This window comes from Clostridium beijerinckii (assembly GCF_036699995.1).
Classification (GTDB): domain Bacteria; phylum Bacillota; class Clostridia; order Clostridiales; family Clostridiaceae; genus Clostridium; species Clostridium helianthi.
In genome coordinates, this window is record NZ_CP144906.1 from 2,252,249 (window position 1) to 2,277,750 (window position 25,502).

A 25,502-nucleotide genomic window follows, 5' to 3' on the forward strand; every position below is an offset into this window, starting at 1 on the left:
AAAGGGGTGGAATTATGGAGGAAAGAAAAATCGAAATTATAGATAGGACAATAATTGTTTTGAGAGAAATATTTGGTGATAAGTTAAAAGAGAAAAGCGCACAGGTTAAAGAATTGATAAAATTACTATATATAATAGGAAGCGATTATATAGAAATTACTCAAGAGCTCTATGAAGAACTATCACCATTGCCTCAAGATGTAAAATTCATAATATCTAACAATAATAAAATTGAAATAGAAAGTGTTAATGTATTATATGATATATTAAACAATAAGCTAAACATATATAACAAAATGAATGCAAGAATAGTGGGGCTTGATGACATTATCTTTTATGATTATCATAAGATTTTTTTAGAGATAATAAAGTTCTTTGGAAATAATATAGAGCTAAGTATAAAAAATAATTATAAATCAGCTACTGCGATGAGTTTAGAATGGGTTAAAGCTGGAGGGAAAAAAGTTGTAACGACTTTTGCAGGAATTGGCGGCTTTGCTCCTCTTCAAGAAATATTAGGAGGGTCTTCTTTTTTAGAAAAAATAAAAGATCATAGTAACTATAGGCTATTTCCGAAGGTATTAAGCATATTTGAAGATATTACTGAAAGTAAAATCAAAGGAAATGCACCCTTTATAGGAAAAGATATTTTCAATGTAGAATCAGGCATTCATGTAAATGGAATAGCTAAAGATTCAAGAACTTTTGAACCATATGATCCTAGTGAAATAGGAAGAAAAAGAAATATTATTATAGGTAAGCATTCAAGTGTAAATGCATTAGAAATAAAATTAGAAGAACTGAACATAAAATATGAGCATGATAATTTAACAATTATGTTGGAAGATGTAAGGAAATTGAGCACACAAAAGCGTGGTGGATTAAATAATGATGAAATAAAAAGATTATATAAGAAACTGTGCATCTAGATTTTATAAGGTGGTGATATATTGATTTGCAATGAAAAATTGGATAATGAAATATATATTGTAGATACAACTTTAAGAGATGGTGAACAATGTGCAGGAAAAGCTTTTTCAATTGATGAAAAAATTGAAATTGCAAAATATATGGATAAAATGAAGATTTATCAGATAGAGGCAGGCATACCTGCAATGGGAGATTTAGAAAAAGAATGCATCAGGCGGATATTAGAAATAAGAAAAAATTCACTGATTTCCGCTTGGAATAGAATGAATAAAGATGATATATTTCATTCCATGGAGTGTAAACCAGATATTATTCATATTAGTGTTCCTACATCAGATATACAAATATATTCGAATTTAGGAAAGGATAAAAAGTGGGTTGAAGAAAATCTTAAGGAATGTATATTTTTAGCAAGGGACAAAGGTTATGAAGTTACTATAGGTTTTGAAGATGCTTCTAGGGCAGACATTAGCTATCTTATAAACTTGTGTGAAATAATTATGGCTATGGGTGTAAAGCGGGCAAGATATGCAGATACCGTAGGAATATCCATGCCTTCACTTATAAAAAATTCAATTAAAACTTTAGTAAGCAATACTGGAATAGAAATAGAAATACATGCTCATAATGATTTTGGAATGGCCATTCCAATTTCCTTAGAAGCCGTTAAAAATGGTGCTAAATATGTGGATTGCACGTTAGATGGAATAGGTGAAAGAACAGGAAATTGCAATTTACAAGAATTTTTGAAAATATCAAATGCATTTTCAAAAAGGAATAAAAAAATTGAGGGATTAATGTAGATATATATTGCAATTCACAATGCACATTTCACAATTCACAATGCACATTTCACAATTCACAATTCACAATGCACAATTCACAATTAAGGCTAAAATTCTTGCAATATTTTTAGAATTATCATTGATAAGCTTGAAAATGTAGATATTATTTCAAGCTTATTTTATTGCGTGGGAAATTATTGGATATACAACTAAGACCTGAACTTATGCATATATCTTTCCGAAAGTAGAAACATTGTTATGCAGCAGGCATTGAAAATGAGCTGTTAAAGGTTCTTAAGCAGAGAACCCAAATCTTTGATTTGGTGAGAATCGCTTACTTAGTGAACGAATGTGAGTCGAGCTTCCCTAGGAAAGTGGGAGCATGCTAAAGTGGATACAACCTGTTTCTTAGAACCTTCAGCGATATTTTCATAGCCTTTCGGAACAAAATATTTATGATTTCGGTAAGTTATCACATTAATCTAAGTTTAAAGCTAGATATCTATATGGATAAACAACTCATTGAGAATTTAATCTATACTTTGCAATAAATACATACTAGAAAGCAGAAACATTTTTATGCAGCAGGCATTGAAAATGAGCTGTTAAAAGTTCTTAATTGTAGGTTGTTACACTAATGCTTGTCACAATGAAATTGGGAGCAAGCATTAGTGGTGCAACCTGCAATTTAGCACTTTCAGCGAAATTTTCATAGTCCTGTGAAATAACAATATATGCAATTTCGGTATATATAGATAAACAATTTAAGCATTCGAATTATTAGAAGAGCATATTTGCAAAGTTGATAAAACTTTAAGTTCATGTCTTCATTAGAAATCATAAATATATTTGTGAAGAAAACATTTGAAAATGAGCTGTTAAAGGTTCTTAGTTGTAGGTTGTTCCGCTTTAGCTTGTCACACTGAAAGTGGGAGCATGCTGGAGTGGATACAACCTGCTGCTTAGAACCTTCAGCGATATTTTCATAGCTTTTCGGAACAAAATATTTATGATTTCGGTAAGTTATCAAACAAATTTAGTTTTAGAGTGGGAGATCTATATTGAAAAAATATAAGTTGCATAGTATTATTTATAAAGTCCAAAATAATAAATGTGTTTAAATAAAATTGTGTTATAATTTATTACATAAATTATTGTAAATTGGCGGGTGAACAAGATGACGTTGGCAGATGAAAAAAAACAAATTATGAGCAAACTAAAAAGTGAAGAAGTAAATAATCTTCTAGAAAGATATGGCATTTCGAGTATGCTCACTTTTGGAAGTTTTAACAACGATGATTTCACTCAAGAGTCAGATATAGATATAGCAGTAATAGGTATAGAAAGTATACCTTTAGATAGAATATTAGAACTTGAATTATTTTTAGAAAGAACTTTAGGGAAAGAAATTGATGTTATAGATTTAAGAAGTAGAGAATTAACTATATTTTTAAAGATAAATGTATTAAATGAAGGTAAAATTATATATTCTAATGATAATAACATTATTTTAGAAAAGTATAAAGAAGAAGTTGATATAATATATAGAGAAAATGAGAATTTCTTTTGGTTTAGAAGAAGGGATGTGTTGTCATGAATCAAGAAAGACTTATAAAGATAGTTGAAGATTTTCAAGAGTGTATAAGTGATATCGATGAATGCATTGAGATATTAAAAAACAATAGTGATAACAAAATAATGATTAAGCTTGCAAAATCTAGTTTGAGACAATTATTTGTAAGTTTTAATACAATACTAGAAGACTTTACATCGGTAACTCTTAAGTCATTAAAAAAGTATAAAATAGGTATGACTTTAAATGATAGTTTGGAAGTGTTAAAAGAGGAAAAAGTACTTGATGCTGAGTTGTTCAACTTTTTAGAAAAATCAAGACTCCTTAGAAATAGAATTTCACATAGATATAAAGAACCAGCACATGCAGAATTATTTGAGCATGTTGTAAAGTATAATGATGATTTTAAGAAAATTTTAAATATTGCAAAACAGTATTTAAAAGAGTAAGTAGGGGAAAAGATGCTAGAAGATTTAATCAGTGTTTTAGATAATGTAATATATTTAGATATAGAAACAACTGGACTTGATGAAACATGCTCAGAAATTATAGAAATTGGAGCTGTTAAGGTTAAGGATGGAGTTATAACTACTTATAATACATTAATAAGACCAAGAGGACGCGTTCCAATAAGTATTTACAGTCTCTGCAGTGATCTAAAGGAGGCAGATTTACTAAGTGCTAGAAGTTTGAATTCTATAAAACAAGAAGTACTGGAGTTTTTAGAAGATTTACCTTTAATATGCCACAATGCAAATTTTGAAAGAAAATTTTTATCTTTTTATATTCCTGAAATAAAAAATACAATAATGGATTCTATGGAGCTTGCAATAATTTTAGAACCATGGAGAAAGGAATATAATTTAAATTCTTTAATTAAAGAAATTACTAATTTAAATAAGGATGAGTTACATAGAGGACTATCAGATTCAATAGATACCTTAAAAGTAGTTAATTCACTACTTTTAAGGCAATGGAATAGAGAAGAAAACAGCAGAAAAAAGAATAAATCTCTGCATAATCTAATTGTTAAGGAATATCAGCATTTACAAAAATGGCCATGGACTAAGCATTTATTGAAGCCTCCTTTTTTCATTGAGGAAGGTTATACATATGTAAATTACCTAGAGAACAAAGAAGAGGAACTTAATCTAAAGAAAATTCCTATAGATTATTTGAAATATGAAGATTTACTTGAAAATGAAGAGATATGGAATAATGGCGGAGATTTTGGATACCAGTATAGAAAAGATCAAAAGGAATTTGCAAAAAAGATAAGAGAAAACTTTGAAAAAGGTGAGAGGATATTTATAGAGGCACCAACAGGAAGCGGGAAAACTTTTGCGTATGTAATAATAGCGGCTATTGAAACGTACCTAAATAAGCAGAAAAATAGAAAAGATGATGCTAGCTTTATTATATCTACTAATACAAAGGAATTACAAAATCAACTTATTGAGAGAGATATTCCTACTATACTTAAAAAATTAAGATTAGATGATAAATTAAATTATGGTGCTATGAAAGGGAAAGGAAATTATCTTTGCATAGAAAGAATAAATAAATGTGAAGAATTTCAGATGGATGAAAAAGGGAATCTAGCATTACTTTTTCTAAGGAGACTTTGTGAAAATGGTAATTATGGAGATATAGAAAATATAAATTATCTAGTGCAAAAACATCTGGAATTGGATAAGTACATAAGGGAAGTTAATTGTGATAGTGAACAATGTAAGCTTGATAAATGTACAAGGGCTTGTTTTTTAAGAAAAAGGTATAATGAGCTGCCTGAGGAAAACATCACAGTTATTAATCATTCTCTTTTAGCATGCTGGCCATATACTGAAAAGAAAAAAATTAACCACATAATTATTGATGAGGGTCATAACTTAATGGAAAAGTGTTATGATTTTTTTGCTGAGGAATTTTCTTCAGCTGAATTTATACAATTGCTAGATCTTATAGATAAAGGTCATCCAAGTATTATAGCTATGCTTTTAACTTTAAATGCCAGCTTTGGTTATAGGGAAACCATAGAAAAAGATAAAATTATGTATTTAGTAAATGATATTATAGTGAATATAAACATATTATTAAATGATTTTAGAAGCTTAAGACTTATCAGCGGAGAATATAATTTTACTACTGAATTTTTCCTTCCAAGAGAAGATTTAAAAGGAATAACAAAGGCCATAGGATCTGAGATATCAGTTTTGAAAGAAAGTATATATCCACTATATAAGATGTTAAATGATTATATTTATAATATAACTTTAGATGACGAAATAGACGGGGATAATGATCACAAGAATTTATCTGATTATATAGCAAAGCTTAAGGGTGCATTTGATGTTTTAGATAAGTTTTTAGAAAGCTCAGTATTCTATGCAAAAATATTAGAAGTAGACTCAGAATATAAATCATTCACACTTAAAAATGTTCCTTTAAATGTTGGAGAGCTAGTTAATGAACATATGTTAAAAGATGTTAAAAGTACAACGTTCTTATCGGCAACATTGAGAATAGAAAATTCTTTTAATAAAATGAAAAAGCATTTAGGACAGGAAAAGGCAAAGGAATTTATAATTCCACCAACTTTTGATTTAAAGAAAAGGACTAAAATCTTTGCTTTAAAAGATGTTGGGAGGTATGATGAACCATCATACATTAAAAATGTTTCAAAATTTATTTATAATACCGCATTAAAAATAAATGGTCATATTCTTGTTTTATTCAATAATAATGCAAGGAGAACTGCTGTGAGTGAAGAACTTGAGCTGCTTACTAGAGGAACAAAAATAGAAGTACATATGAGCAAAAAATCAGTAAGAGCTTTAAATGATAAAAATAGGCAGGTTATAATACTTGGAAGCAAGGGCTTTTTTGAGGGGATAGATGTACCTGGAGATGCATTAAGCTGTGTTATGTTAGATAAAATTCCAAACTATAGTCCAGAATATCCTATTTTAAGAGCAATTACTACATACCAGAAGAAGGGGTATCAGGATGTGAATTATCCGCAGGTATGTATTAAAGCTAAGCAAATATATGGCAGACTTATTAGAAGCACTTTTGATTATGGATACTTTATAATTTTAGATCCAGGGCAAAACTCATATACTATAAGAAATCTTGAAAGAGATCTAAATGGACCAAGTATAGAATTTTCAACTACTACTAAAGTACTTTCAGAGATGGAGTTTGATTATAATAATTGGAGAAGAAACAATATTAATATAATCATAAACAACATTAAAAAGAATAATAGAAGTATTGAAGATGAATTTAACAATGAAGCAAAGAAGCATAAATTATTTTGGGAATTACTAAAAGTTGAAAATGGTATGTATTATTTTGAAAACATTAATTTTAAATTGAATGGTAAGATTTAAAATTAAATTTAAGTGATAACTTACCGAAATCATAAATATTTTGATTCCGAAAAGCTATGAAAATATCGCTGAAGGTTCTAAGCAGCTTATTTTCAAATGCTTATTTCACAAATATGTATCCAATTTCTCTGCTTGATATATTTCAAATTTTCAATGAGGAACCCTCAACTTATTCTCAGTAACCGAAACAACAGAGTACCTGTCCTTTCGGTGAGTTATATGAATAAGCTTATGTCTCAAGTTGGATATCTATATTACAATTATAGGATGTTTTTTGGTAGATTATTCTGATAATGGTAAAATTTTTAGAAAAAATATAAGATTTAAATGTAATATATGCTATAATAAACGTATATAAATATAAAGTTGAAAATTTATTATATTTTTATACGGAGGTGGTAATAATATAAATAAAGTAATTTATTTTACAAAATAAGAAAATAAGAAAATAAGAAAATTATAATTTAGAGATTGAATAAAGAGAGGGATGTTAAGGGTATGGTAGAAAATGTAACACAATTATTACAAGAATATAAGAGTACAAAGGAATGTTTAGAATGTGGGTTGAAGTCGATGCCTAAAAATGAGTATGCTAAGTCTAAAATAGAAGTTATAAATATGGTCATAAGTGATTTAGAACAATTAGAACAACAACTTAGTTAATAAATTAAAAGTATTAAAGTGAAAATTATAACTTTAAAATATAAAAGTTATTAAAATATAATAAAACTGCCTCAAAGCTTTAGTTTGAGGCAGTTTTATTTTTATATGTTGAAATTCACAATGCACAATTCACAATGCACAATTCACAATGCACAATTCACAATGCACAATTCACAATGCACAATTCACAATTTACAATTAACAATTTACAATTTACAAATAATGAAGGGTGAACTATATCATAGGTGAAGACTTACTTATCATTATTCATAAATCCATTAGGTTAATAATACGAATTTGAGACATTAGACATATTAAAATATCCTAGTAAAGCTTATTTATGCCTTACTAGGATATTTTACTGTTACCTTTAAAAATATTAAAGTTGCTAAAATTTTTATGCTTACCATAGAAAAGCACTATCACCTTTTTGTATTATTATAATTAGTATATCTTTAGTTTATAATAATTAAATTCGTTGATTATTTATTTTAAAAGATCCAATATTTCGTTCTCTGAAAGTGAAGAATCGCAGCGAACCTCTATTTCTCCCTTTTTACTAACAATAAATCCTGGTACAGTTACAATATTATATTTTTCTCTAAATGAACCAATTGAATTATCTGAAAAATTAGAACTATCTACATAGTAAATTGTTGTGTTAATTTTATTAGTCAAGGCACTTAATTTTTTTGCAAATTTGCGGCAGAATGGGCATGTTGCACGACCAATATAGATAACAGCTAAGTCTTTATTAGATAATAATTCTTCTGCTTGTGTAGAAATTACTTTTTCAAATAACTTTACATTCTCTTCATAGTTATCTTCTTCAAACATATGTATTCTCCTCCTAGTTTTTTATAACAGTATATCAAAGCTAAATTATTTAATCAATCTAGTTGACTTTTCTAGCAGTTGTTTTGTGAAATTATAGAAAGTATTATAACTCATATTTCGCTGAATGCTATGCATTTCAGTGAAATATCTTTTCTTTATTTAAAGTTTGGAATAATATATATCTATATGTGAATTATTCCATAGTAAATTTCTAAACTATCCCTAATGGAATCATTATTAAATTTTTTGAAATATATACTTGTTAAATAGCATGTCCAACAAAAATACTTTCATCCAAACCTAAATAATTCAATATCTGCCGTTGATTATCTTTTAGTGGTTTTTGAAACTTTCTTATACAATTGTTATTAACTTTAATTACTTGTATAGGCACATACTCAAAGATACCCATTATAGCTTTTAAACTCGGCTTGGACATTTTTATTTTTCCAGGTCCAAGTATAATCGTATTATCTTTCTTCATCTCACGTCTGACTACATGTTCCATTACTGATAAAATCATTAAACCAATAAGTATCATGTATGTTAAGGCTTCAACTCTTTTGGGAGTTTTTACAAAAAGGTCATCTATAAACTCTGGTGCTTTTAGCTGCTGAAACTTTTTCTCTACGCTGCTTTGAGTTTTGTATTCTTTCAGCATTTCTTCACATGAAATATCAGAATCATTACTTGCTAAGATGAAAGTACACTCTCTTTCAATTGCTGCTTCAATTTTTGAATCTTCACGGTTAATTTCTAAATTAATAGTATATTCATATTCCTTTTGTGAATCCTTATTATCAGCTTTTTTACGCTTACGTTTTTCATTCATTTCAATATTCAAATTAACAGAATGGTATTTTAATTTTTTCCCTTTAGTCTTTAAAAACTCTTCTATTTCTTTTTGTGAATCTGCTTCGCACGCGAAGCTACGCTTGGAAAATACTTTGATTTTTTTCTCTAATTCGGCATATTCTTTTTCTGCATGCCTAGAAATAGTTTTCCTTTTGGTTTCTTCAAGAGTGAAGGAATAACAGACTGCCAGTTTAACTGGAATCCCCTTATATTCTGATTTATAATCTAATACTTGATATTTAACTTTTTTACCTTGGGCATTTTCAAAAATAACATCTTTTGTTAACTGTCTTTCACTAAAAAATTTACCAATATAGATTTTAGACATATTTGTTGTTTCAGGAGCTCTTGTTATAAATTTTATATCTCTACCATTTGCTTTATTAATATTTTCTTCTGTAAAAAATGCACTATCTGCAACATAGTAGAATGAATCTTTACTAGTTTTGGATTTTTTTAAAATTTCATCAACATCATCTATAGCGTCATTATTATAAGTTTTATCATCTGTATTACCCGAAAGAACTTTTGCGTCTACAACTATACCGTTAGCTGTTCCAATTCCAATTTTTATTTGTTTCTTATCATTTCTTTTATCTTTACTATATCCATAATCAATTGATATTTCATCTATTTTACCTTCTTCTGTTTCATACTGGCCCCACATTACCTTTGAGGTAGTATCGTAATTAATATTCTTTATACTCAATCCATACGTAGCGAAAGCAGTCATACTTATTTCAGAAAAAATTTTTCTTGGACCAGCTTCATGAAAATTATCAAGAAAACAGCCAAATCTATCATCTGTAAGATTATGAGGCTTCGCATCGCTGTTAAATGTCCCTTCAATATCAATATGTTCAAAATACTCATCCATAAGATATAATGGTCGTCTTGAATGACAAAGATTTGCTAACATCATTTGAGCCATTATCCCATAAGCTATATCAGGCTTTCTCCCATTTTGTTTAGTCAAATATTGATCAAAGATGTTGATAACTCCTAGTTTCTTACACATACCTGCTACAAGCGTCGCTTTTCCATGGCTATATGCTTCCATTTCAATATTTTCCAATAACAACTCTTTATCCATTCCAATCCCCCCATTAAATATTATTTGCATACCGTAATCATAATAATTTTTAGTCAAATAATATAGTGAATAGTTGAGGTTAAATAGGAAAAATTAGTTAGGCGGAATATGAGTTTTAAATATGTAGATCATGAAAATCGTCAAGATGAACTAGGACAGTTAACAAAATCCTTTAATATTATGGGTTCTCAGCTAACAGGTTTAGTAGCTAATCTAGAAATGCAGGTAGCAGAACGAACTCGTGAACTAGAAGAAAGAAATGAATTTTTACAAGAACTATCTTTTTTTGATGGACTTACTGGTATTCCTAATAGAAGGCGGTTTGATGAGTTCTTTAACAAGGCATTTAGTTCAAGTATTAGAAATTCTAAGCCTATAGCAATATTGATGCTGGATGTCGATGAGTTTAAAAAATATAACGATACATATGGTCATCTGAAAGGAGATGAATGTATTAAAAATGTTGCAGCTGTTTTAAAAAATACCATTAAAAGAAAATCTGATATGGCTGCAAGATATGGTGGAGAGGAATTTATAGTACTCCTTCAAGATACAGATAAAGATAGCATTATAAAAGTTTCAAAAGAAATAATGAGAGGCATAAAAGATTTAAATATGGAACATGTTGAATCAATCTATGGAGTGGTGACAGTAAGCATAGGCATAGTTTATGATATTCCAAATAAAAATCAAAATTCTGCTGAATTTATTGCAAAGGCAGATGAAGCATTATATTATTCAAAAAATAACGGTAAAAATCGAGTTGAATTTGCTAAAAATCAATGAAAATAAATTAGAGCACAAGGCAGCTGGAAAGACAGAGAGGGAAAAATGAAGATTGCAGTTACTACTACAAGAGATGCAGATGAAAGCTTAAATTATAAAGCAAAAGGTGTATCTAAAGATTTAAACATATCATATATAAAAAGAGGTAATTTTAGTATCAAAGAAACAATTTTGAAAGATGGTTTTGACTATTTATTAGTAGTTGAAAGAGATAAGATTGTTATAAAGGGAGAAGATAGTGCACTATTTTGGCATCCTAATATGTCAGAACTTAAGGTTAAATCAATAAGACAAGGAAATAAGGAAGCCATAATAGAGGCAACAAAATTAGAAGAAGGAAATAACATACTAGATTGTACATTAGGTCTTGCAGGTGATTCTCTTGTCTTTTCAGCAGTTGTTGGAGAAAAGGGATATGTAGTAGGTACGGAAATTAATAAGTATATAGCTTATTTAAGTAAATGTGGATTAGAAAACTATAATGGTGTTAATGGTAAAAATATAGATAATATAAAGGTTGTTAATGAATCATATGAAGACTATATTTTAAAGCAAAGAGATAATAGTTTTGATGTAGTATATTTTGATCCTATGTTTAAAGAACCAAATAAAAAATCAACATCAATAAATTCCTTTAGAGATTTTGCAGATCACAAAGGATTAACAAAAGATATTTTAATGGAAGCACTTAGAGTATGTTCAAAAAGAGTTGTTATTAAAGAAAGACAAGGCTCTAACGATTTTGAAAAGCTAGGAATAGAAAAATATTATGGCGGCAAAAAAAGTGGTTCAATTATTTATGGAGTAATTGAAAAAAACATATAAGAAATTTAGATGTGCTAAGGTAAGAAGTTTTATATGCAAGGTTTAAATAATAATTAGTTTAGTGTACAATGGGATAAATATTAAACATAGATGAGAGGAAATTGAAATGAACGGAACAAATAGAAGCAATATTAAAATAGGAGCAACAGTGTTAGTTGTTCAAAAGCAGGATCAACGTACAGGAAAATTGACAGAAGGAATAGTTAAGAAGATACTTACCAATTCACCAGAGCATCATCGTGGCATAAAAGTGATGCTTGAAAGCGGTATTGTAGGCAGGGTGAAAGAGATAAAGTAACAGTTATTATAATATTATTGGCGGATTTCAAAGGTCGCGCTTTACTGTATAATCTAATATGTTGCCTAATACAAAGCATGCTCAGACAGTGGGTCTGCTATATCGTAAGTAAACACATTGAAAATACAAGGATTGAAGATGTTTCTGTACTTACAAAAAGAGCTTGTTTTTGAAAATAGAGTTAAAAAATATATTCCCCAAGACTTAGGTTTTGGGGAAATTTTATTTTTATAGCTTTGTACTAAACTAAATTTAACTAGTAAAATTCCATTTTATTAAATTAAAAGAATATACAAAATATTGACAAAAGCGTGAGAGAATATTAAATATTTACGAGTATTGTGTTACAATTAAAAATGATAAATTATTCTAATAATAAAGAGTTTGTAATGGTTATAGAGTGTGAGATGCTATGGAAAGGCAGTTTAGTAATTAAAAAAACGTATAAAATCTTTAATTACCTTAGGTGCAATATTGGATATATAATGGAATTTGTAAAAGAATAAATGATGTATGAATTATAAATATCTATATGAAATATAAGAGAGGATTGAGTAAAATGGGGAAGAGAGATTTGTCAGAAGAAGATATTAAAGCACAATATATAACACCAGCAATCGTAGATTCTGGGTGGGATTTAAAGAAACAAGTCCGTTTAGAATACGCTTTTACTGCTGGGAGAATAATACTTCGTGGGAATGTTACTGCAAGAGGAAAACAAAAAAGGGCTGATTATGTTCTTTTTTATAAGAGTAATTTTCCTTTGGCAGTAATTGAAGCTAAAGATAATAATCATCCAGTAGGAGCAGGCTTACAGCAGGCAATAGATTATGCAAAGTCTTTAGATATTTATTATGTATATGCTTCAAATGGTGATGGCTTTATTGAGCAGAATTTAATAACTGGAGAAGTACGCGAGCTAAGTCTTCATGACTTTCCATCGCCTGAAGAATTGTATAGAAGATATATAAAAGATAAAAATTTAAATGAAGTGGAAGAAAAGGCAGCTCTAGAACCTTATTATTATGTTCCTAATTATAAAAAACCTAGATATTATCAACGTATAGCCATTAATAGAACTGTGGATGCAGTAGCAAAGGGACAAAATAGAGTATTACTTGTGTGTGCCACTGGAACTGGTAAGACTTTCATGTCTTTTCAAATCATATATAGACTTTGGAAGGCAGGTATAAAGAAAAAAATATTATTTTTAGCAGATAGAAATGTATTAGTAGATCAAACTATTTCTGGGGACTTTAAACCATTTGGCTCTAAAATGACTAAGGTAGAGAAAAAAACTTTAGATAGTTCCTATGAAATTTATTTAGCTCTGTACCAACAGCTTTCTGGTGATGATGGAGAAGAAGCTTATCTGCAGTTTCAGCCAAACTTTTTTGATTTAATTGTTATAGATGAGTGCCATAGAGGAAGTGCAAAAGAGGATTCAGCATGGAGAAAAATCCTCGATTATTTCTCATCAGCCACTCATGTAGGATGTACTGCTACACCGATTGAAACAACTGAAGCCTCAAGTCAGAGTTATTTTGGAGAGCCTATTTATGAATATTCACTAAATCAAGGTATTGAAGATGGCTTTTTAGCACCATATAAAGTAATAAGAATAGGACTTGATAAAGACCTTGAAGGATATAGACCAGAGAGCGGAAAGATTGATAAGCATGGATATGAAATAGAGGATAGAGAATATAATGTCAAAGATTATGACAGAAGTCTTGTAATTGAGCAGAGAACAAAGGTAATTGCAGCTAAAATTACTGAGTTTTTAAAAAAGACAGACAGGTTTAGTAAAACAATAGTATTTTGTATTGATATTGAACATGCAGAGAGGATGAGGCAGGCTCTTATTAATGAAAACAAGGATTTGTATAGAGAAAATAACAAATACATCATGCGTATTACAGGCGATAATGATGAAGGTAAAGCACAACTTGAATATTTTATAGATGAAGAAAGTACATATCCTGTTATAGCAGTTACAAGCAAGCTAATGACAACGGGTGTTGATGCTAAAATGTGTAAGTTAATTGTACTAGATAATAATATTAATAGTATGACAGAGTTTAAGCAAATTATTGGTAGAGGAACAAGACTTCTTGAGGATTACGGCAAAACATATTTTACAATAATGGATTTTCGTAATTCCAGCAGATTATTTGCTGACCCAGATTTTAATGGAAATCCAGAAGTAGTAATTGAACTAGGTGAAAGTGATCCAGTAATTGAGCCAGATGCGGATGAAATTCAGGATATATATGGAGAAGGTGACAATCCATATGCAGATGAAGCAAGAGAAACAGATGGAGAATATAATACTGATGGCTTTGATGATGAGGATAAACCTAAGAAATATTACATTGGTGATGTCTGCGTAAAGGTTCTTTCAGAAAGAGTTCAGTATGTTGATAAGGATGGTAAATTAATAACTGAAAGTCTTATTGATTACACAAAGAAAAATATCATAAAACAATATGCAAATTTAGATGATTTTCTTAAGAAGTGGACAGAAGCAGATAAAAAACAAGCAATTATTGATGAATTAAAAGAAGAAGGAGTTATACTAGATGCCATAAAAGAGGAAACTCAACAAACTGATTTAGATGACTTTGATTTAATCTGCCACTTAGCTTATGATAAAGCACCACTAACTAAAGCTGAGAGGGCAAACAATGTTAAAAAGAGGCATTATCTATACAAGTACTCTGATATGGCAAAACAAGTCCTAGAAGCGCTTCTTGATAAATATGCAAGTGATGGTATCAAGGATATTGAAGAAACAAAAGTACTTGAGCTTAATGAGTTTACGAGATTTGGCAGTCCTATGAAGATAGTAAAAGCCTTTGGAGGAAAAGGAGCTTATCAAAAGGCTGTTCGTGAATTAGAAAATGAAATTTACTATGCATAAAATTATATAATTATTAGATAAAATTATTATGTATGTTAAGAATATGCAATACACAGAAGATGATTTTGAAAATATTCAGGCTAATTATATAAGCACAGTTTTTAAAGATATGTCTATAAACTTAGAGGATATATTTAAGGTATAGATTTTAAATGCAAAATTTCGGTAAAAAAAATGAAAGAGGTGATTTTATGTCTAATTTAAATTATCATGATGATAATATGACTGTAGAATGGATAAATGATGTAAAGTATATGAGTCCATCACCACACCCAAATCATGGTATTGTTTATAGCGAACTTTTTTTTAATTTTTATAATTATTTAAGAGGTAAGAGTTGTAGATTATTTCCTGATAAAACTGACTTATTTTTAACTAATCCTAATGAACCAATAAATATTGCTGATTTAAAAAAGCCTATAGTTCCAGATTTATTTATAGTATGCGATAGCAAATTTGAACTCGTAGGAAATAATATAGTATGTATACCAGATTTTATATGTGAAATAGTTAGTCCAAGTTCCATAAAGATGGATAATGAAATAAAAAAAGAGTTATATTTATCTAAAGGTGTTAAAGAGTATTGGGTAGTAAATTATTTAGAGAAAACTATTAAAGTTTATTTTGATAATGAAGAAAATATTTTCTCTTTCGAAGACCAGGTGAAAGTGAATATATTTAACGACTTAACCTTATGTTTAAATGGAATAGAATTGTTTGAAGTATAAATTTAGCTAAACTACTAATGAAAGCAGGTAAAAATAATGGCAATAACAAATTTTGTTAAAAGAATCCAAGATGTTATGAGAAATGATGCAGGAATAAACGGTGATGCCCAAAGGATAGAGCAGATTGTCTGGATTCTATTTTTAAAAATATATGATGCAAAGGAAGAAGCATGGGAATTATATGATGATAATTACAAATCCATTATTCCAGATGGATTAAAGTGGAGAGATTGGGCAATAGACAAAAAAGATGGAGAAGCACTTACAGGAGATAATCTCCTTGATTTTGTAAATAATAAACTATTCCCAGCCCTAAAAAATATTGAAATAGATGAAGAAACACCAATTAATCAAATCATTGTAAAGTACGCTTTTGAAGATGCTAATAACTATCAAAAGGATGGTGTACTCCTCCGTCAAGTAGTAAATATAATTGATGAGATTGATTTTACAGAATATGAAGAACGTCATGCTTTTGGTACCATTTATGAATCTTTCCTTAAAGATCTCCAAAGTGCAGGAAATGCAGGAGAATTTTATAGCCCAAGAGCTGTAACAGATTTTATGGTAGAAGTTATAAAGCCAGTTTTAGGTGAAAAGATAGGAGATTTTGCCTGCGGGACTGGTGGATTTTTAGTTTCTGCTTTAAATGCTTTAGAAAAGCAAGTTGGAAATTCCCTTGAAAATAGAGAGATTTATAATAACTCTGTTTATGGAGTAGAGAAAAAGGCACTTCCACATATTTTATGTATAACAAATATGCTATTACACGATATTGACAATCCTAATATAATCCATGGAAATACTCTAGAAACGGATTACAAAGAATATAGAAAAATGGAACAATTCGATGTGGTCCTCATGAATCCACCTTATGGGGGAAATGAAAAAGACAGCGTAAAGGTTAATTTTCCAAGTGATTTAAGAAGCTCTGAAACTGCTGATTTATTTATGAATATCATTATGTTTAGATTAAAGAAAAATGGTAGATGTGGCATCATCCTTCCAGATGGATTCCTATTTGGTACAGATAATGCTAAAGTAAATATCAAGAAGAAATTATTTAGTGAGTTTAATTTCCATACAGTTATCAGACTTCCTCATAGTGTATTTGCTCCATATACATCAATTACAACAAATATATTATTTTTTGATAACACACATAAAACAGAAGAAACATGGTTTTATAGATTAGATATGCCAGAGGGTTATAAGAACTTTTCAAAGACTAAACCAATGAAGCTAGAGCATTTCAAGCCAGCAATAACTTGGTGGGATAACAGAGAAGAAATAGAAGTAGACGGATTCCCAAAAGCCAAGAAGTACACAGTTAAAGAGATAGAAGACTTAAATTATAATATAGATTTATGTGGATTTCCTCACGAGGAAGAAGTGATTTTAGAGCCAATGGAGCTAATTCATCAGTATCAAGAAAAAAGAGCATCACTAAATGCTGAAATAGACCATGTGCTAGATAAGATTACTTCAATGCTTGGAGGTAATTTGTAATATGAATGCACAGGATTTAAAAAACAGTATACTGCAACTAGCTATCCAAGGAAAACTGGTTGAACAGAGAAAAGAAGAAGGTACTGCTAAAGAACTGATAGAAGAGATAAAGGCTGAAAAAGAAAGACTTATAAAAGAAAAGAAGATAAAGAAAGAAAAACCACTGGCTGCGATAACAGAGGATGAAGTGCCTTTTGAGATACCTGAGAGTTGGGAATGGGTTAGGTTACGAGATTTAGGTATTACTCAAACAGGTAACACACCATCAAAATCGAAGCTAGAATACTTTGGGGATTATATTCCGTTTATATCTCCAGGAGATATTTTGAATGGAGGAATAAACTATGAAAATCAAGGACTTTCTGAGAAAGGTAAAGAAGTAGGAAGAGTAAGTGAAAAATACTCAATATTACAAGTGTGTATAGGTGGCTCTATTGGCAAATGTGCTATTAATACAATGGATGTAACATATAATCAACAAATAAATGCTATTACTCCAATATTGAGTGATTTTTTATATATTTATTATTTAATGGATTCCAAGTTTTTCTTGTTAAATATGAGGAATATTGCTACAGGAACTGCAACACCAATAATAAATAAAAGTGCTTGGGAGACTTTGCTTGTTCCCCTTCCACCTTTAGCAGAACAAAAACGTATTGTAGCCAAAATAGAAGATTTAATGCCTTATATAGAAAAATACGGCACAGCCCATTCTAAATTAGAAGAGTTTAATAAGAAGTTCCCAGAAGATATGCAGAAGTCAATTTTGCAATACGCAATCCAAGGAAAGTTAGTGGAGCAAAGAGAGGAAGAGGGTACTGCTGAAGAACTATATAAGCAGATACAAGAAGAAAAAGAAAAGCTTATAAAGGAAAAGAAGATTAAGAAAGAAAAACCACTTGCTGAAATTACTGAGGATGAGGTGCCTTTTGAGATTCCGGAGAGTTGGAAATGGGTGAGATTAGGTAATTTATTAAACAAACTAACTGATGGAGCTCATAGTACACCTAAGTATACAGATTGTGGAATTCCGTTTATTTCAGTAAAAGATATTAGCTCAGGTAAAATAGACTTTTCTAATACAAAATATATCTCAAAAGAAGAGCACGATTCTTTATTTAAAAGATGCAATCCGGAACTAGAAGATATCCTCTTAACAAAGATTGGAACAACAGGAATTCCTGTTATTGTTGAAACTAATAAAGAATTTAGTTTGTTTGTAAGTGTAGCATTATTAAAGTTTCACATTGATTTAATTTATAATAAATATTTACTTTATGCGATTAAGTCTCCAGTAGTTCAAATGCAGTGTGATAAAAATACTAGAGGAGTAGGAAATAAAAACTGGGTAATGAGAGACATTGCAAATACTATACTGCCACTCCCTCCACTAGCAGAACAAAAACGTATCGTAGCCAAGATAGAAGAAATGCTGCCTTACTGCACACAGTTAGTAAAGTAGCGGATAGTTTAAGTAAATTTCTTTCATGTCCCGTAGGGGTAATTTTGAAGTTTACTAAGTTAACTTTAAGAATTCGCCTTCAGGTCAGGGGATGGAATGGAAAGTTGTACCAATTTCAGCCCTTCAGATTTCAGAAGCACCCCCGGAGGTATTTGTGAGGGAAGAATGACTGAACTTGTTATGGGGAATGTAGAATGGAGAATAGGAGATAATTTTGAAAAGAGGAAATAATTCCACACAGGGTACCCTTGCAGGGCATCAATTTTTAAATTTCAATTAAAAAAGAGGGTGGTGTAAAAATGCAAAACATAGATTATAAAAAATTTCTACAAGTATTACAGAAACTAAAGGTCTTCATAATTCCTTAAATGAAATATTAAAATATGATTTTATATATAATTAAAACAAAATAGAAGGAAGCAATTTTACACCAGAAGCACTACAGCTTTTATTTGAAAAAAATATAGTTCAGGGTACTCATAAATTAGATGATGTTCAAGAAACAGTAAATTCATTTTATACATTTGATGTGGTAATTGATACTTTAGATAAAAAGCTAACTTTAGACATGATAAAGGAATGGCATGGGAGTTTAATGTATAGAACAAGTTTGTATGACATGGGACTTGCTGGAATATTTAAAAAATATCAAAATAAAATACTTGGAGCTGATTTTGAAACAGCAATTCCTTTGGAAGTTGAAGATAAGTTGAATATTTTAATAAATAATTTCAATTCATTAGAAAAAGTAACAATTGAGGATATAGCAAGATTTCATTTATAGCAACTTCAGCCCTTCGGACTTCAGAAGCACCCCCGGGGGTATTTGTGAGGGAAGAATGACTGAAATTGTTATATGTTTGTTTAATTAGGTAGTGTCAAAGATTTATGAAAAAAATATTCTGACAACTTATTATTAATCATCCTCATGCAAAATTATAAATCATATTTTAAATTGACGTAAAGGCTGAAATAAACAGGCTCTTAGCCTGGCCTTGACCTCAATTTAACCTCCGATTTTTAGGTCATTAAGAGGATGTAAGCATAAATATACCACATAATTTAGTGGTGTTTAGGGGAAATATGATTTATCCTTGAAAAGTATTGATAATACAGAGGTTAGCGTGTTTTTTAATATATTATTTTTGACAGTACCTTTAATTACGGGAGGGGGTTGATATGGCAGATATTAAGTTTGAAATTAAAGAAAGAATAGAAGTTCTTTCAGAAACTGCTAAGGGATGGAAGAAAGAATTAAATTTAATCAGCTGGAATGATAAAGAACCTAAATATGATATTAGAGATTGGGACTCAGAACATAAGAAGATGGGAAAAGGGGTAACATTAAATATTGATGAGTTAAAAGCTCTTAAAGAAATATTAAATGGTATGGAGGTGCTGAAATGACTGAAAATGAATTAGGTAGAATTTTAAAGGAAATGTATGATAATGCGCCAGAAGGTTATCAGGTTGCTAATATTCATTTGTTTGGAGTTAAATATGCATCAATAATTCTTGAAAATAATTTTAAAGCCAAAGATATAATTCGTGTATCTGGATTAAATCCATCTTACGCAACGGAAGTAAGTAAAGGAATTAAGCTTTCTAGATATGTTATTCCTAGGGAATAAGGTTTAAGATAATTACAAGAGTTGGATAAAAAAACATATTTTTATGTTATATGTAAAAACTGAATTTTTATAAGGGGGATTTTGTAGTGGAAGATAATAACTTAGAATTGATCAGTGCTTTAGATACACAAGCTAAAAATGTAAAAACAAAAAGCTTAGATATATCGTTTAATGAATTGCTTGACATGTATAATAATAAGGAATTGATAATTGATCCTGAATATCAGAGAATGTTTCGATGGTCAGAAGAAAAAGAATCAATGTTTATAGAATCATTGATATTAGAAATGCCGTTACCGCCTGTATTTGTAATAGAAATTGAAGATGGAGTTTATGAATTAATAGATGGACTTCAAAGAATATCAACATATTTACATTTTAGATATGAAGATATGGACACAGAATTACAAAAAGAATTTTGCAAGGATAGAATAACAAGTGCTTTAGAACTTATTGGATGCGATATTGTAAAAGAATTAAATGGATATACTTTCAGCAAGCTACCAAGAGCAATCCAATTAAAATTGAAAAGAAATTTTATTAGAGTAGAGGTATTGAGAAAAGAAAATAATTCAGACATAAGATATCACATGTTCAAAAGGCTAAATACCGGTGGAGAGCTTTTAAGCCCACAAGAGGTTAGAAATTGTACTATTAGGTTATTAGGAACAGAATTTAATGATTTTATAATAAGTTGTAGTAATAATAAAGATTTTAGGACTTCTATAGAAAATTTAAGAGAAGAAGATATTAATACAAAGAAAGATGAAGAACTTATTTTAAGATTTTTTGCATTTAAAAATAATCTTGAAAACTATAAAAAGGACTTAGACTTTTTTTTAACAGATTATATGGAGAAAGTTACTACAAAAGAACTGGTTTTTGAATATGATAAGGAACAAAAAGATTTTGAACAAACATTTAAGTTCATTGCAGAGATGTTTGGGAAAAATGCATTTTCAAGTTGTATTAATTTAAGTGAGAATAAATATAAATCAGATATTATAATGTATTTGTATGATAGTATTTCTTGCGGAGTAGCTAATTGTGTAGAACTTTTAGTACCTGAAAAAATGGGAAGCATTAAACAATCTTTAAATAATTTAAAACAAAGTACAGAGTTTCTTAGAACCAGAACAGGTGGTAAAAGAAATACAGAAGAAAGAATTGCAATGGTTATAAAAACCATTAGAGAAAGCTAGGATATGGATTTACAAGATTTCAGAACAGAAATGGAAGATTCATTAACCTGGCGAAAATTAGAGTATATGTCATTAAGGAATTTATTAAAAGACCAAAATGATAATATACCAATTATAAAGACTCTTGTAGTAATGTTATATGCTCATTTTGAAGGCTTTTTTAAGGATTGTTTAGAACTATACATTCAGTTTTTAAATTCAACAGATAAAGAATTAAACCAATATACAGAATATATTGTAGCTGCTTCATTGCACAAAATGTTTAATTCTTATGAAGATACAAATAGAAAATGTAAGATTTTCAAAAATGAAGCACCAGCTGAGGATTATTTGCATAGATTTTATCGAAGAAAAGAGATCACATCATTGTTTACACAAAATTTTCTTCAACAAAAAATTAAAATAACAAATGATCTAATAAATACAAAATCAAATTTGATGTACGATGTTTTGCAAGAAAATTTTTACAAGTTTGGCCTGGATTTTCATAGATTTGATGATAAAAGTACGATAATCAATAAGTTGGTAAATCTAAGGAATAATGTTGCTCATGGTTCACAAAAACAACCTATTGACTTTACTGAGTTTGAAAAAATTGAGTCAAATATTTTTGAAATAATGGAGCAACTAATAATTTATTTATATGATGAAGCTAAAGATGGCAAGTATTATAAAGAAACTAGTTAAAAATGAAGAAAGTATTTCAGAATTATTATTTGCTGGAATGCTTTCTTCATATCTTACCTAAAAAATTAGCAATTTCAGCCCTTCGTACTTCAGAATCACCCCCGGGGGTCAATGTCATAAACTTAAGCTTGGATAAATTGGAAAATGTAATAATAAATATTCAGAAAATACGGTTTTAAAGGAAATTCCTCTATAATCAATAATACATTACTAAGTATTTATGGAGGAATTTTTTATGGCTAAAATTAATAATTTTAAAGAAGGAATAAAAAGATCAAATCAAGTTATAAATGATATAATGTTTTTATATAAATTCAGAGTTATAGAAACTTATTTTACAAGGATGGGAAGAAGTAAAATGAAATTTAATGACATAATATTATTTATATTAAATTTTGTGAAAAGAAGCTTGCAAATTGAATTGGACGACTTCTTTAATAAAGTGCATAAAAATGATATAAGAATAACTAAACAAGCATTTTCAAAAGCTCGCCGAAAGGTTTCGCCTAAGGCTTTTATACATCTATTAAACGAGGTAAATAAGTGGTTCTATAATGATACTCCTTTTAACAAATATCGTGGATATAGACTCTTAGCAATTGATGGAACGGTTTTACAAATACATGATAGTGAAACTCTAAGAAATGTATTTGGCTATATTGAAAATCAAAATTCTGAAGTTGCACGTGCACGAGCTTCAGCATTATATGATATAGAAAATGATATGATAATAGCTTCTAAACTAGGTCATTACAGAACTGGAGAAAGAGAAATTGCTGAAGAGTTAATAAATGAAATGTGTGAAATAGGTACATATGATGATTTAATCTTGTTTGATAGAGGTATCCATCGCATGATTTTATAAAGTTTATTGAATCCAAAAAAATCAAATATTTAATGAGAGTAAGTACTGGATTTTTTAAGGTTGTTGTTAATGCTCCAAATGCTGATCAAATTATAGATGTTTCTTATAAAGGTCATACCTTAAAGATGAGAGTACTAAAATTCAATCTAGATTCTGGTATTGTTGAAACTTTAATAACTACTATATTTGATGAAGGCTTTTCAGTAGCGGATTTTAAAGAGCTTTATTTTAGAAGATGGGGAATTGAGGTTAAATATAATGAAATAAAAAACAAGTTGCAAATTGAGAATTTTACAGGTGAAACACCGATCGCGATAGAGCAAGATTTTTATGCAACAATGTATTTAGCTAATATGGTTGCATTAGCAAAAAAAGATGCTAATCAAGTAATTGAAGAAGAATACAAAGAAAAAGGGTTGAAGTATGAGTATAAAGTTAATACTAATGTCTTAATTGGCAAACTTAAAGATACGCTAATTACTATGATAGCTACAAATAATCCTTGGAAACGTTCAAGGATGCTAAAATATATTGAAAAAGAAATCGAAAGGAATGCAATTCCTGTTAGACCTGATAGGAAATTTGAGAGAAAAAATCATAAATGTACTCAAATGGTAAATAGAATGAATAAGAAACGAGCTTTATAAAATACAATTATATATTTTTATGGAAAAACTTTCATTAAACATTGTGAAGGTTTATTTCTCGTACCCAAAATTAGAAATTTAATATTATCAATAACAGTAATCATGAAAAAAAAATCCATATTTCTATAGAGTTGATTTCAGAATTATATTTTGTAAAAATATTGAATCATAGGTTTATGACATTGCCCCTGGGGTGTTTGTGAGGGAAGAATGACTGAACTTGCTACACGTGGAAGACATCAAGGCGATTTAATGGGAAAGGTTGTTGCAGATGTAGTGTTACAGTTACTATCGTTTGCAGCTCAGAAAGAATATGAAAGCATCCATATACGCCAAGCTCAGGGTATTGCAGCTGCACGTGCTAAAGGTGTGAGATTTGGCCGACCTATCAAAACACCTCCTGAAAACTTTGGAAATTTGATTAAGCAATGGGAACACGGAGAGCTACAGTTTAAGGCTTTATTAGAGAAAACAGAGCTAAAGAAAGCTACATTTTATAGACGTTTGAGAGAACATCGAGTAATGAAAAAGAGGTAGTTCTCTATCAGAAAGTGTACATTTTGCAATAAGTCATATTTCATAAAAATCTCACCTATTCACTATCAATTTTATATTTGACAGTGAATAGGTGAAATTTTTGCGTTTTTGGAAGGTTTTTATTGTATAAATTTAGGTAAATGTTATAATAATATCATTACTTTAGCTACTATCAAAATGTACACTTGTTGGGAGTTGCTATAGAAAAAAAGGGAAGGGGAAATAATGATGAAAAAACTAAAATTAAGAATACTACTAAGCAGTTTATTAGTTTATAGCTTCAATAACAGTAATAAGCCCAGTTGATGCAAGTGCATCAGAATGGAAACAAGATTCTATAGGTTGGAAGTGGTATAAAGACGATGGTAATTATGCAATAGGATGGCAACAGATAGAGGGTAATTGGTATTATTTTTATGCGAATGGATATATGGCTTATGATGCTGTCATTGTTGATACTAATGATACCTATAGTCATTTAATATCAAATGGACAGATGAAGCAGTCTGCAACACTATCAAGCAGACAAAGCTTGGAAAACTTCTATAGTGCAAATGGTTGACACTATTCATTTACAGGACATTTTATGATAGAGCCTACATGGGTAAATACAATTGATGAATGGAATAAAGCGAATAATACTTCTACAAATGCATCAACAAAAAAAACAGATACTAGCAAAGTGTTCAGCAGTGGAATGATTTTAAAAGAAGCAAAATTAAAAATAGATTCAGCAATAGCAGGAATAAAAGTACTTGGAGAAACTGTTGAAGAAAATATGGACTATATAAATCAATTATGTAAGTCAATGGGTACTACATATGATGAAGTAAAGAGTTTTCAATTAGGTGCTAATGATGAAGCTAATAATAAAAATTACCAAGATGCATTTAAGAATTAAAATACTTTTACTTTAATTATATTAGAAGTAATAAATATAAGAACAAATCATGGAGAGATAACTTCTACAGCAGGTGATGGATCACTAGCAAAAAATATTCAAGAAAACAGCAAATAAAAAATAAACTAACAATATAGAGTACTCTCGGAAACTAATGAATGAATATAAAATTTTATGAAAAATCCTAATTAATGTGTTAATAATGGTTCTAATAAAATCTTTATTGATTAATAAAGATTTTTATGCAGAAAAAGTTTAAAAGTATTCATAAATATTGGGGGTAATTCAGGAAAGTATAAATAACTAAAAGAGAGTAAATTCGGACGTTATAGAGTTTCCGAGAGTACTCAATATAGGTTTAGGGGGAATA

Annotated in this window: 25 protein-coding genes and 1 pseudogene; 24 read left to right on the forward strand and 2 right to left on the reverse strand. The window is 29.3% G+C overall.

Annotated features, from left to right (window positions below; translation table 11 throughout):
* Nucleotides 1-14 precede the first annotated feature (14 nt).
* The 6 genes from PZA12_RS10475 (at nucleotide 15) to PZA12_RS10500 (ending at nucleotide 7,343) form a co-directional block, all read left to right on the forward strand.
* The gene (locus tag PZA12_RS10475) at nucleotides 15-929 is read left to right on the forward strand and encodes a homocitrate synthase/isopropylmalate synthase family protein (protein ID WP_103698579.1); all 915 of its coding nucleotides are present in this window, start codon (nucleotides 15-17) and stop codon (nucleotides 927-929) included.
* Nucleotides 930-950: 21 nt separating this feature from the next.
* Nucleotides 951-1,733 (forward strand): homocitrate synthase, encoded by a 783-nt coding sequence (locus PZA12_RS10480; protein WP_181006004.1) that lies wholly within the window; start codon nucleotides 951-953, stop codon nucleotides 1,731-1,733.
* Nucleotides 1,734-2,892: 1,159 nt separating this feature from the next.
* On the forward strand, nucleotides 2,893-3,312 hold the full coding sequence (locus tag PZA12_RS10485; RefSeq protein ID WP_103698580.1) for a nucleotidyltransferase family protein: 420 nt from the start codon (nucleotides 2,893-2,895) through the stop codon (nucleotides 3,310-3,312).
* Complete coding sequence (locus tag PZA12_RS10490; protein ID WP_077841059.1) at nucleotides 3,309-3,737, forward strand: HepT-like ribonuclease domain-containing protein; 429 nt, start codon at nucleotides 3,309-3,311, stop codon at nucleotides 3,735-3,737. The genes PZA12_RS10485 and PZA12_RS10490 overlap by 4 nt, the downstream gene beginning before the upstream one ends.
* Nucleotides 3,738-3,749: 12 nt before the next feature.
* Nucleotides 3,750-6,680 (forward strand): helicase C-terminal domain-containing protein, encoded by a 2,931-nt coding sequence (locus tag PZA12_RS10495; RefSeq protein ID WP_103698581.1) that lies wholly within the window; start codon nucleotides 3,750-3,752, stop codon nucleotides 6,678-6,680.
* 498 nt (nucleotides 6,681-7,178) lie between these two features.
* Nucleotides 7,179-7,343 (forward strand): hypothetical protein, encoded by a 165-nt coding sequence (locus tag PZA12_RS10500; protein ID WP_181006005.1) that lies wholly within the window; start codon nucleotides 7,179-7,181, stop codon nucleotides 7,341-7,343.
* A gap of 486 nt (nucleotides 7,344-7,829) precedes the next feature.
* Here PZA12_RS10500 and PZA12_RS10505 read toward each other — a convergent pair whose 3' ends face one another.
* Both PZA12_RS10505 and PZA12_RS10510 read right to left on the reverse strand, forming a co-directional pair.
* Nucleotides 7,830-8,180, reverse strand: coding sequence for a thiol reductase thioredoxin (locus PZA12_RS10505; protein WP_103698582.1), 351 nt, complete (start codon nucleotides 8,178-8,180; stop codon nucleotides 7,830-7,832).
* A 262-nt stretch (nucleotides 8,181-8,442) separates the two neighbouring features.
* Nucleotides 8,443-10,128 carry an IS1634 family transposase gene (locus PZA12_RS10510; protein ID WP_181006061.1) on the reverse strand — a complete coding sequence of 562 codons (1,686 nt, stop codon included), beginning with the start codon at nucleotides 10,126-10,128 and terminating at the stop codon, nucleotides 8,443-8,445.
* A 108-nt stretch (nucleotides 10,129-10,236) separates the two neighbouring features.
* Here PZA12_RS10510 and PZA12_RS10515 point away from each other — a divergent pair, with 108 nt between their 5' ends.
* The 18 genes and pseudogenes from PZA12_RS10515 (at nucleotide 10,237) to PZA12_RS10600 (ending at nucleotide 25,132) form a co-directional block, all read left to right on the forward strand.
* Entirely contained in the window at nucleotides 10,237-10,914 is a 678-nt protein-coding gene (locus PZA12_RS10515; protein ID WP_103699350.1) for a GGDEF domain-containing protein, read from the forward strand.
* 45 nt (nucleotides 10,915-10,959) lie between these two features.
* Nucleotides 10,960-11,739: a class I SAM-dependent methyltransferase gene (locus PZA12_RS10520; protein WP_103699349.1), complete on the forward strand. Its 780-nt coding sequence runs from the start codon at nucleotides 10,960-10,962 to the stop codon at nucleotides 11,737-11,739.
* Nucleotides 11,740-11,845: 106 nt separating this feature from the next.
* Nucleotides 11,846-12,037 (forward strand): YwbE family protein, encoded by a 192-nt coding sequence (locus PZA12_RS10525; protein WP_103699348.1) that lies wholly within the window; start codon nucleotides 11,846-11,848, stop codon nucleotides 12,035-12,037.
* Nucleotides 12,038-12,596: 559 nt separating this feature from the next.
* On the forward strand, nucleotides 12,597-14,960 hold the full coding sequence (gene hsdR, locus PZA12_RS10530; protein WP_103699347.1) for an EcoAI/FtnUII family type I restriction enzme subunit R: 2,364 nt from the start codon (nucleotides 12,597-12,599) through the stop codon (nucleotides 14,958-14,960).
* Nucleotides 14,961-15,151: 191 nt separating this feature from the next.
* The gene (locus PZA12_RS10535; RefSeq protein ID WP_181006053.1) at nucleotides 15,152-15,688 is read left to right on the forward strand and encodes a Uma2 family endonuclease; all 537 of its coding nucleotides are present in this window, start codon (nucleotides 15,152-15,154) and stop codon (nucleotides 15,686-15,688) included.
* Nucleotides 15,689-15,724: 36 nt separating this feature from the next.
* Nucleotides 15,725-17,197: an HsdM family class I SAM-dependent methyltransferase gene (locus tag PZA12_RS10540; RefSeq protein ID WP_103699345.1), complete on the forward strand. Its 1,473-nt coding sequence runs from the start codon at nucleotides 15,725-15,727 to the stop codon at nucleotides 17,195-17,197.
* Nucleotide 17,198: 1 nt separating this feature from the next.
* A complete protein-coding gene (locus PZA12_RS10545) occupies nucleotides 17,199-18,662 on the forward strand; it encodes a restriction endonuclease subunit S (RefSeq protein WP_103699344.1) in 1,464 nt (487 codons plus the stop codon).
* A 96-nt stretch (nucleotides 18,663-18,758) separates the two neighbouring features.
* A complete protein-coding gene (locus tag PZA12_RS10550; protein WP_280634259.1) occupies nucleotides 18,759-18,893 on the forward strand; it encodes a hypothetical protein in 135 nt (44 codons plus the stop codon).
* A gap of 68 nt (nucleotides 18,894-18,961) precedes the next feature.
* Nucleotides 18,962-19,443, forward strand: a pseudogene (locus PZA12_RS10555) (cell filamentation protein Fic); the annotation flags it as partial.
* 398 nt (nucleotides 19,444-19,841) lie between these two features.
* Nucleotides 19,842-20,069, forward strand: coding sequence for a YdbC family protein (locus PZA12_RS10560; RefSeq protein WP_103699320.1), 228 nt, complete (start codon nucleotides 19,842-19,844; stop codon nucleotides 20,067-20,069).
* Entirely contained in the window at nucleotides 20,066-20,293 is a 228-nt protein-coding gene (locus PZA12_RS10565; RefSeq protein ID WP_103699319.1) for an HTH-like domain-containing protein, read from the forward strand. Before PZA12_RS10560 ends, PZA12_RS10565 begins: the two co-directional genes overlap by 4 nt.
* 86 nt (nucleotides 20,294-20,379) lie before the next feature.
* The gene (locus tag PZA12_RS10570; protein WP_206490974.1) at nucleotides 20,380-21,495 is read left to right on the forward strand and encodes a DUF262 domain-containing protein; all 1,116 of its coding nucleotides are present in this window, start codon (nucleotides 20,380-20,382) and stop codon (nucleotides 21,493-21,495) included.
* Between the two features lie 3 nt (nucleotides 21,496-21,498).
* Entirely contained in the window at nucleotides 21,499-22,182 is a 684-nt protein-coding gene (locus PZA12_RS10575; RefSeq protein WP_103699317.1) for an MAE_28990/MAE_18760 family HEPN-like nuclease, read from the forward strand.
* Between the two features lie 235 nt (nucleotides 22,183-22,417).
* Complete coding sequence (locus tag PZA12_RS10580; protein ID WP_206490998.1) at nucleotides 22,418-23,047, forward strand: hypothetical protein; 630 nt, start codon at nucleotides 22,418-22,420, stop codon at nucleotides 23,045-23,047.
* Nucleotides 23,048-23,079: 32 nt separating this feature from the next.
* Nucleotides 23,080-23,694 (forward strand): transposase, encoded by a 615-nt coding sequence (locus PZA12_RS10585; protein WP_242984902.1) that lies wholly within the window; start codon nucleotides 23,080-23,082, stop codon nucleotides 23,692-23,694.
* Between the two features lie 210 nt (nucleotides 23,695-23,904).
* Nucleotides 23,905-24,231, forward strand: coding sequence for a hypothetical protein (locus PZA12_RS10590; protein ID WP_103699316.1), 327 nt, complete (start codon nucleotides 23,905-23,907; stop codon nucleotides 24,229-24,231).
* Between the two features lie 376 nt (nucleotides 24,232-24,607).
* Entirely contained in the window at nucleotides 24,608-24,793 is a 186-nt protein-coding gene (locus tag PZA12_RS10595; RefSeq protein WP_278286310.1) for a hypothetical protein, read from the forward strand.
* Between the two features lie 24 nt (nucleotides 24,794-24,817).
* On the forward strand, nucleotides 24,818-25,132 hold the full coding sequence (locus PZA12_RS10600) for a hypothetical protein (RefSeq protein WP_103699314.1): 315 nt from the start codon (nucleotides 24,818-24,820) through the stop codon (nucleotides 25,130-25,132).
* Nucleotides 25,133-25,502: the final 370 nt, after the last annotated feature.

Bases quoted from the DNA above. Each gene is read 5' to 3' on its own strand.
- PZA12_RS10475 (WP_103698579.1), top strand. From the start codon at position 15: ATGGAGGAAAGAAAAATCGAAATTATAGATAGGACAATAATTGTTTTG.
- PZA12_RS10485 (WP_103698580.1), top strand. From the start codon at position 2,893: ATGACGTTGGCAGATGAAAAAAAACAAATTATGAGCAAACTAAAAAGT.
- PZA12_RS10490 (WP_077841059.1), top strand. From the start codon at position 3,309: ATGAATCAAGAAAGACTTATAAAGATAGTTGAAGATTTTCAAGAGTGT.
- PZA12_RS10495 (WP_103698581.1), top strand. From the start codon at position 3,750: ATGCTAGAAGATTTAATCAGTGTTTTAGATAATGTAATATATTTAGAT.
- PZA12_RS10500 (WP_181006005.1), top strand. From the start codon at position 7,179: ATGGTAGAAAATGTAACACAATTATTACAAGAATATAAGAGTACAAAG.
- PZA12_RS10505 (WP_103698582.1), bottom strand. From the start codon at position 8,180: ATGTTTGAAGAAGATAACTATGAAGAGAATGTAAAGTTATTTGAAAAA.
- PZA12_RS10510 (WP_181006061.1), bottom strand. From the start codon at position 10,128: ATGGATAAAGAGTTGTTATTGGAAAATATTGAAATGGAAGCATATAGC.
- PZA12_RS10515 (WP_103699350.1), top strand. From the start codon at position 10,237: ATGAGTTTTAAATATGTAGATCATGAAAATCGTCAAGATGAACTAGGA.
- PZA12_RS10520 (WP_103699349.1), top strand. From the start codon at position 10,960: ATGAAGATTGCAGTTACTACTACAAGAGATGCAGATGAAAGCTTAAAT.
- PZA12_RS10525 (WP_103699348.1), top strand. From the start codon at position 11,846: ATGAACGGAACAAATAGAAGCAATATTAAAATAGGAGCAACAGTGTTA.
- hsdR (WP_103699347.1), top strand. From the start codon at position 12,597: ATGGGGAAGAGAGATTTGTCAGAAGAAGATATTAAAGCACAATATATA.
- PZA12_RS10535 (WP_181006053.1), top strand. From the start codon at position 15,152: ATGTCTAATTTAAATTATCATGATGATAATATGACTGTAGAATGGATA.
- PZA12_RS10540 (WP_103699345.1), top strand. From the start codon at position 15,725: ATGGCAATAACAAATTTTGTTAAAAGAATCCAAGATGTTATGAGAAAT.
- PZA12_RS10545 (WP_103699344.1), top strand. From the start codon at position 17,199: ATGAATGCACAGGATTTAAAAAACAGTATACTGCAACTAGCTATCCAA.
- PZA12_RS10550 (WP_280634259.1), top strand. From the start codon at position 18,759: ATGGAAAGTTGTACCAATTTCAGCCCTTCAGATTTCAGAAGCACCCCC.
- PZA12_RS10560 (WP_103699320.1), top strand. From the start codon at position 19,842: ATGGCAGATATTAAGTTTGAAATTAAAGAAAGAATAGAAGTTCTTTCA.
- PZA12_RS10565 (WP_103699319.1), top strand. From the start codon at position 20,066: ATGACTGAAAATGAATTAGGTAGAATTTTAAAGGAAATGTATGATAAT.
- PZA12_RS10575 (WP_103699317.1), top strand. From the start codon at position 21,499: ATGGATTTACAAGATTTCAGAACAGAAATGGAAGATTCATTAACCTGG.
- PZA12_RS10580 (WP_206490998.1), top strand. From the start codon at position 22,418: ATGGCTAAAATTAATAATTTTAAAGAAGGAATAAAAAGATCAAATCAA.
- PZA12_RS10585 (WP_242984902.1), top strand. From the start codon at position 23,080: ATGAGAGTAAGTACTGGATTTTTTAAGGTTGTTGTTAATGCTCCAAAT.
- PZA12_RS10590 (WP_103699316.1), top strand. From the start codon at position 23,905: ATGACTGAACTTGCTACACGTGGAAGACATCAAGGCGATTTAATGGGA.
- PZA12_RS10600 (WP_103699314.1), top strand. From the start codon at position 24,818: ATGATAGAGCCTACATGGGTAAATACAATTGATGAATGGAATAAAGCG.